6 protein-coding genes are annotated in these 7954 nt (G+C 71.9%); 2 read left to right on the forward strand and 4 right to left on the reverse strand.

Annotation, left to right across the window (positions count from 1 at the left end):
• The 4 genes from ACWEN3_RS35870 to ACWEN3_RS35885 form a co-directional block, all read right to left on the reverse strand.
• The coding region (locus tag ACWEN3_RS35870) for an ATP-dependent Clp protease proteolytic subunit (RefSeq protein WP_452979711.1) at positions 1–134 on the reverse strand (134 nt) is incomplete at its 3' end.
• A 207-nt stretch (positions 135–341) separates the two neighbouring features.
• A complete protein-coding gene (locus ACWEN3_RS35875; protein ID WP_452979698.1) occupies positions 342–1946 on the reverse strand; it encodes a sodium/solute symporter in 1605 nt (534 codons plus the stop codon).
• Positions 1943–2356, reverse strand: a complete 414-nt coding sequence (locus ACWEN3_RS35880) for a DUF485 domain-containing protein (RefSeq protein WP_452979701.1) — start codon at positions 2354–2356, stop codon at positions 1943–1945. The genes ACWEN3_RS35875 and ACWEN3_RS35880 overlap by 4 nt, the downstream gene beginning before the upstream one ends.
• A gap of 212 nt (positions 2357–2568) precedes the next feature.
• Entirely contained in the window at positions 2569–4071 is a 1503-nt protein-coding gene (locus tag ACWEN3_RS35885) for an MFS transporter (protein ID WP_452979703.1), read from the reverse strand.
• A gap of 443 nt (positions 4072–4514) precedes the next feature.
• Here ACWEN3_RS35885 and ACWEN3_RS35890 point away from each other — a divergent pair, with 443 nt between their 5' ends.
• Both ACWEN3_RS35890 and ACWEN3_RS35895 read left to right on the forward strand, forming a co-directional pair.
• A complete protein-coding gene (locus ACWEN3_RS35890) occupies positions 4515–5303 on the forward strand; it encodes an ABC transporter ATP-binding protein (protein ID WP_452979706.1) in 789 nt (262 codons plus the stop codon).
• Complete coding sequence (locus ACWEN3_RS35895) at positions 5300–7882, forward strand: ABC transporter permease (protein ID WP_452979708.1); 2583 nt, start codon at positions 5300–5302, stop codon at positions 7880–7882. The genes ACWEN3_RS35890 and ACWEN3_RS35895 overlap by 4 nt, the downstream gene beginning before the upstream one ends.
• The last annotated feature ends 72 nt before the right edge of the window (positions 7883–7954 follow it).

Genomic DNA, 7954 nt, shown 5'->3' on the forward strand with positions numbered 1-7954 from the left:
ATCTTGTTGGCAATGTCGTCGTCAACCTGCTGGCCGAGGAAGATGATCCGCTCGTTGAGCAGCCGGTTGTAGACCTGGTCGCCGAGGCCAAGAAGGCCCTCGGGGAGGCCGACGAGTACGCGCGCCGCTGCCAGGAGGAGGCGGTCGCGCGCGCCGCCGAGATCGTCACCGGTGCGCGCGGGCGCGAGGAGCGCATCGCCTGCGAGACGGAACGCGTGCTGCGCGAGCACGGTGAGACCTGGGACCACGTGCGGGCGGAGATGGACCGCGTCCGCAACAGCCTCAGCTCCCTGACGGGGCAGGCGGCGCTGGAGTAGGGGCCGCCCGGTCCCCGCGCCGGGTCATCTGCGCGCCGCCCCCGCCAGGATCCACCCCTCGACCGCCTCGTACTGGTGCCGCTGCTGTTCCGCCTTGCCGCGGCCGCAGACGACCGTGCCGAGCCAGCCGAAGAGGAAGCCGGCCGGGATGGAGACGATGCCGGTCGTGGTGAACGGGAACCAGTTGAAGTCGGCGTTCGGGAACGCGGAGACCGGCGACCCGGAGACGAGATCGGTGCCCGGCATCAGCAGCAGCACCGTCAGCGTGCCCCCGATCAGGGTGCTCAGGAGCCCGCCGCGGGTGTAGCGGCGCCAGAACAGGCCGTACACCAGGGCGGGCGCGATGGCCGAGGCGCCCAGGCAGAAGGAGAGCGTCACCAGGGGCTGCAGGCTGTGGTGCTGCACCATGGTGGCCAGCAGGATCGTGGGGATGCCGATGGCGAGCGCCGACAGGCGGGCCAGGGCCATCTCCCGGCGGGCCGGCATCTCCCGCACCCGGGCCGCGAAGACGTCGTGGGCGAGGGAGTTGGCGCAGGCGAGGATCATCCCGGCCACCGAGGCGAGCAGGGTGAGGAAGAGCGCCGTGGTCACCAGGGTGAACAGGAAGCTCTCCGCCGTCGACACGTCCGCGCCGAACACCGCGCGCGAGCCCAGCAGGTACGCCGTGTTGCCCTGCGGGTCGGCCGCGGAGATCGCCGCCCGGCCGACCAGCGCCGTGGCGCCGAACCCGACCACCGTCATGATCACCACGAACAGGGCGACGATCGACACCGCCCAGGACATCGAGCGGCGCACCTGGCGGGCGCTGGAGGCGGTGTACATGCGCATGGTGACGTGCGGCAGGCAGCCGCCGCCGAGCACCACGGTCAGCTCCGAGGCGATCATGTCGAGGCGGGACCTGCCTCCGCTGCCGAACTCCAGTCCGGAGTGCAGGAAGGCGGGCCCGGCACCGCTCTGCCGGGCCGCCGCGGCGAACAGGGCGCCCGGGTCCCAGTCGAAGCGGCGCAGCATCAGCACGGCGATCACGGCGCCCGAGCCGACCAGCATGACGATCTTCAGGATCTGGATGAGCGCGGTGCCCTTCATGCCGCCGATGGCCGCGTAGGCGATCATCAGGGCGCCGAGTCCCACGACGCATCCGGTCTTCAGCGACTCGTTGGAGAAGCCCAGGATGAACGCCATCAGCTGCCCGGTTCCGGCGAGCTGGACCAGCATCAGCGGCAGCAGCGCGGCGATGGTCACCGCGCAGGCCGTCATGCGCACGGCGCGACCCGGCAGCCGGCGGGCCAGCGCGTCGCCCATGGTGAACCGGCCCGCGTTGCGCAGCGGTTCGGCCAGCAGGAACATCAGCAGCATCAGCGACAGCGCCGTGCTGAGCGCGAGGACGACGCCGTCGTAGCCGCACAGGGCGATGACGCCGCCGGTGCCGAGGACCGTGGCGGCGGAGATGTAGTCGCCGGCGATGGCCAGGCCGTTGCGCAGCGGGGACAGCGAGCCGTAGCCGGTGTAGAACTCGTCGAGGTCGTCGCCGTCGGGGCCGGTCATCACGCACAGCAGCAGGGTCACGGTGGCGACGGTGGAGAAGGCGACCAGGGACATGGACTGGGCGGTGCCGCTGAAGCCGTTCATCGCACCGCTCCTCGTCGCGCGTCCAGCTCGGCCTGTCTGCGGATGCGGTCGGCGAGCGGGTCGACGTGCCGGCGCGCGGTGTGCTCGTACAGGGCGATCGCCAGCCAGGTGACGGGGACCTGGAGCAGGGCGAGCAGCAGGCCGGCGGGGATGCCGTCGGCGAGCGTGCTCGTCATGAAGCCGGGCGCGAACGCGGACAGCACCAGGAACAGCGTGAAGTAGCCGAGCGCGGTGAGCGTGGCGGTGCGCCGCTGCCAGCGGTAGGCGCTGCGCAGGACGCGCAGGTCGCTGTGGTGGCCGAGGGGCTCGCGGGGCGGCCGGGGGCTCGGCCGGGGCGGTTCGGGGGGTGCGGGCTGCCAGGGGTGGGTCAGGTTCGACGGGTACGACGCGTGCGGATGGTCGTAGGACATCCCGGGGCTCCTTGCGTGGCTCGGGTCCGTGGCGGCGGACCGCAGGGAGGTGGGGGGTGGGAGCGGAGCCACGCACGCTACTCGCGGAGTTCGCGGCGCGTGGCGTTTTCACCGAACTGGCCGGTCGGTATGCGCTTACCTGTGCGAAAACGGGTCCCCGCCCGGGGTGTTGACCGGGGGCCGCCGTGACGGCCGCCGTCTGGGGGCGCCGGCTAGGGCTGCTCCTGCCGCACCGGGAACCGTCGCGGAGCCACCAGCAGCAGTACCAGGAAGGCCAGCGCCGCCGCGCAGGCCGCGCCGAAGTAGACCGCGTGCACCGCGTCGGCGATCGCCCGCCGGGTCGCCTCCGGGGCCGTACCGGCGTCCAGCGCGCGCGTGACGGAGTCCAGGTCGCCCGCCCCGCCCAGCCGGGCGGCCAGCACCCCGTTGGCGACGGCCCCGAAGACGGCCGCGCCCACCGTCTGCCCGGTCTGCCGGCAGAACAGCACCGACGCGGTCGTCGTCCCCCGCTCCGACCAGCCGACCGTCGACTGCACCCCGATGATCAGCGGCAGCTGGAACAGCCCCAGCGCCCCGCCCAGCGCCAGCATCAGCAGCATCGGCTGCCACCAGGACCCGGGATAGGGCAGGAACGGGAACGCGAGCAGGATCAGCGCGCCGAGCCCGATGCCGATCAGCGCGGTGTCCCGGAAGCCGATGCGCCGGTAGACGTGCTGGCTGAGCGCCGCCGAACCCGACCAGGTCAGCGTCCACACGCACAGCACCAGGCCGGCGGCCGCGGGGCCCAGCCCGAGCACCGACTGGGCGTACGTCGGCAGGAACACGCTCGGCGCCACCATCAGCAGCCCCAGCGCGCCGAGCGCCAGGTTGACCGCCGCGATCGTGCGCCGCCGCCACACCCACCCCGGGATGACCGGCTCGGCCGCCCGCCGCTCCACCAGGACGACGGCCGCGGCCAGCGCCAGTCCCGCCGCGAACAGCGCGACCGAGGGGGCGGACAGCCACGGCCACGCCACCCCGCCCTGCACCAGCGCGGTCAGCAGCACCCCGCCGCACGCGAACACCGTGAGCGCCCCGGCCCAGTCCACGCGCGCGCGGGCCGGCTTCTCCCGCTCGGGCTCGTGCAGATGACGCACGACCAGCCACAACGCGGCCAGGCCGATGGGCAGGTTGACAAGGAAGATCCACCGCCAGTCGGCGTACGCGGCCAGCACCCCGCCGACGCCCGGTCCGGCCACCGCCGACACGGCCCACACCGTGGACAGCTTGGCCTGGATCCTCGGGCGCTCCGCCAGCGGGTACAGATCGGCGGCCAGTGTCTGCACGGTGCCCTGCAGCGCCCCGCCGCCCAGGCCCTGCACGACCCGGAAGGCGATCAGCGCCGCCATGTTCCAGGCGCCCGCGCACAGCAGCGAGCCCAGCAGGAACACCGCGGCGCCCGCCACCAGGACCGGCTTGCGGCCGAAGGTGTCGGACAGCTTGCCGTAGACCGGCAGGGTGACGGTGACGGCCAGCAGATAGCCGGAGAACAGCCAGGAGAAGACGGAGAACCCGCCCAGGTCGCCGACGATCTGCGGTACGGCGGTGGAGACGATGGTGGCGTCCAGCGCGGCCAGCGCCATCGAGAGCATCAGCGCCGCGACGACCGCGCCTCTGCCGCGCGTGCCCCGCTCGGTGGCCGCGCCGCCGCGTATCGCTGGTGTCGTACTCCCCACGGACCCCTCCCCCAGCTCTCCCCGCCGGGACACTCCCGTGCCCCCTGCAAGCATGTCCGGTGCGAAAGCCTCCCACGCGCCGGACGAACCGCCCTTGACACGACGGGAGGGCGGAGGCCCGGGGCGCCGAAGGGTGGAGGCGACCCCGAGAAAGGCTCCACCCGGCGGTGGAGCACCCCTAGGGGGTCCTCCGTACCAAGGCTCGGGGAGGGTTCGTCCCGGCGGAGGACGAGCCGGGCCGGGCGCGGTCCTTAATCTGGCTTTACGCCGCTGGGGGGCGGCCGGCAGGACCGGCGGGGGTGGGGTTTTCCCCCGAGCAAGAGGGGGCTTCGCACCAGCGCGCGGCACCCCCGCCGGACGCGAGACTCATCGACGTACCCAGGACGACGCCCCGGAGCACCGGGGCACCGGACGGATCCGCGAACCGACATAGGAGACATACCGTGACATCGGCTGTGACCATTCCCAGGCACGGGGGCACTGGAGGGCGTACGGCCGTTGCCGCGCGGGCGCGACAGGTCGTCAAGGCGTACGGGTCCGGCGAGACCCGCGTCGTCGCCCTCGACCACGTCGACGTGGACATCGCCCGCGGCCAGTACACCGCGATCATGGGCCCCTCGGGGTCCGGCAAGTCCACACTGATGCACTGCCTCGCAGGGCTCGACACCGTGACGAGCGGTCAGATCCACCTGGACGAGACCGAGATCACCGGCCTGAAGGACAAGAAGCTCACCCAGCTGCGCCGGGACCGGATCGGGTTCATCTTCCAGGCGTTCAACCTGCTGCCGACGCTGAACGCGATCGAGAACATCACGCTGCCCATGGACATCGCCGGCCGCAAGCCGGACCGGGCCTGGCTGGACCGCGTGGTGGAGACCGTCGGGCTCGCCGGGCGCCTCAAGCACCGGCCGACCCAGCTCTCCGGCGGTCAGCAGCAGCGCGTCGCCGTGGCCCGCGCGCTCGCCGCCCGCCCGGAGATCATCTTCGGCGACGAGCCCACCGGAAACCTCGACTCGCGCGCGGGCGCCGAGGTCCTCGGCTTCCTGCGCCGCTCGGTCGACGAACTCGGCCAGACCATCGTGATGGTCACCCACGACCCCGTCGCCGCCTCCTACGCGGACCGCGTGCTCTACCTCGCCGACGGCCGGATCGTCGACGAGATGTACCAGCCGACGGCCGATCAGGTCCTCGACCGCATGAAGGACTTCGACGCCCGGGGCCGTACGTCATGACCGTCCTGAAGACCTCGATGCGCAACTTCTTCGCGCACAAGGGCCGCATGGCCCTCTCGGCGGTCGCCGTCCTGCTCTCGGTCGCCTTCGTGTGCGGCACGCTGGTGTTCACCGACACGATGAACACCACCTTCGACAAGCTGTTCCAGGCGACCTCCTCGGACGTCACGGTCAGCGCCAAGGACTCCTCCGGCAGCGGCGAGACCACCTCCCGCACCGGAAAGCCGCCCGTGATGCCCGCCTCCGTGCTCGGCGAGGTGCGCGGGGTCCGGGGCGTGAGGTCCGCCGAGGGCACTGTGTTCTCCACCTCCGTGACCGTCGTCGACTCCCACAAGGACAAGCTGTCGCCCACCAGCGGCGCGCCCACCATCGTCGGCAGCTGGAACGGCAACGACGCCCGCACCATGAAGATCACCTCCGGTGCGGCGCCCAAGGGCCCGGACCAGGTGATGGTCGACGAGGACACCGCCCACAAGCACCACCTCGGGCTCGGCGACGACATCGGCATGATCTCCGTCGTCGGCACGCACCACGCGCGCGTGTCCGGCATCGCCGCCTTCAAGGTGACCAACCCCGGCGCGGCGATCTTCTACCTGGACAAGGAGACCGCCCAGCGGACCCTGATCGGCCGCACCGGCGTCTACACCGACGTCAACGTCACCGCCGCCAAGGGCGTGAGCGACGCGCAGCTGAAGAGGAACGTGTCCGCCGCGCTCGGCCGCGGCTACAAGGTGCAGACCGCCAAGGAGGTCGCCGACGCCAACCAGAAGAGCGTCCAGAGCTTCCTGAACGTCATGAAGTACGCGATGCTCGGCTTCGCCGGGATCGCCTTCCTCGTCGGCATCTTCCTGATCATCAACACCTTCTCCATGCTGGTCGCCCAGCGCACCCGGGAGATCGGCCTGATGCGGGCCATCGGCTCCTCCCGCAAGCAGGTCAACCGGTCCGTGCTCGTCGAGGCCCTGCTGCTCGGCGTGATCGGCTCCGTGCTCGGCGTCGGCGCCGGCGTCGGCATCGCCGTCGGCCTGATGAAGCTCATGGGCAACATGGGCATGCACCTGTCCACCGACGACCTGACCGTCGCCTGGACCACCCCCGCCCTCGGCCTGCTGCTCGGCGTGGTCGTCACCGTCCTCGCCGCCTACCTGCCCGCCCGGCGCGCCGGCCGGATCTCCCCGATGGCCGCCCTGCGCGACGCCGGCACCCCCACCGACACCAGGTCGGGCGTCGTCCGCGCCCTGATCGGCCTCGTCCTCACCGGCGCCGGCGGCGCCAGCCTCTACGTCGCCGCCAGTGCCGACAAGGCCAAGGCGGGCTCGGGCTGGCTGGGCCTCGGCGTGGTGCTCAGCCTGGTCGGCTTCGTCGTGATCGGCCCGCTGCTCGCCGGCGGCCTGGTCCGCGTCCTCGGCATGGTCCTGCTGCGGGTCTTCGGCCCGGTCGGCCGGATGGCCGAGCGCAACGCGCTGCGCAACCCGCGCCGCACCGGCGCCACCGGCGCGGCCCTGATGATCGGCCTCGCCCTGGTCGCCTGCCTCTCGGTGGTCGGCTCCTCCATGGTGGCCTCGGCCACCGACCAGCTCGACAAGACCGTCGGCACCGACTTCATCGTCCAGCCGGACAACCAGCAGCTGATCACCCCTCAGGCGGTCAGGCTCATCAAGAGCACCCCGCAGCTCGCACGGGTCACCGAGTACCGGCCGACCGTGGCCGACTTCACCACCCCGGACGGGCAGACCCTCAAGGACACCGACATCACGGCGGCCGACCCGACCTACGCCAGCGACCTGCGCAAGAAGACCGTCGCCGGCAACCTCCAGGACGCCTACCTGCCCGACTCGATGTCCGTCCACCAGAAGTTCGCCGAGGCCCACGGCATCCACCTCGGCTCGAAGATCACCGTCGCCTTCCGGAACGGCTCCACCGCCCACCTGACGGTCCGCGCCATCACCAGCAGCGACGACGTGATCGACCAGGGCGCCAAGTACACCTCCATCGCCACGCTCGCCAAGTACGTGCCCGCCGACCGGATGCCGCTCGACCAGCTGGTCTTCGCCACCGCCAGGGACGGGCAGCAGGCGGCCGCCTACAAGGCGCTGAAGTCGGCCCTGCACGACGGCTTCCCGCAGCTGACCGTGCGCGACCAGACCGACTACAAGAAGGCGCTGAAGGACCAGATCGGCCAGCTGCTGAACATGATCTACGGCCTGCTCGCCCTCGCGATCATCGTCGCGGTCCTCGGTGTGGTGAACACCCTGGCGCTGTCGGTGGTCGAGCGGACCCGGGAGATCGGCCTCATGCGGGCCATCGGCCTCTCCCGCCGCCAGCTGCGCCGCATGATCCGCCTGGAGTCCGTGGTGATCGCGGTCTTCGGCGCCCTGCTCGGCCTCGGCCTCGGCATGGGCTGGGGCGCCACCGCCCAGAAGCTCCTCGCCCTGCAGGGCCTGAAGATCCTCGAGATCCCCTGGCCGACGATCATCGCGGTCTTCGTCGGCTCCGCCTTCGTCGGCCTCTTCGCCGCCCTCGTCCCCGCCTTCCGCGCAGGCCGCATGAACGTCCTGAACGCGATCGCGACGGAGTAGTGCTGCGACCACGGCACCAGCCGCGCGGGCGGGCCGAAGGCCACCGCACACGGGGGTTGCGGGGGAAAGACC

This window comes from Streptomyces sp. NPDC004561, from assembly GCF_053602155.1.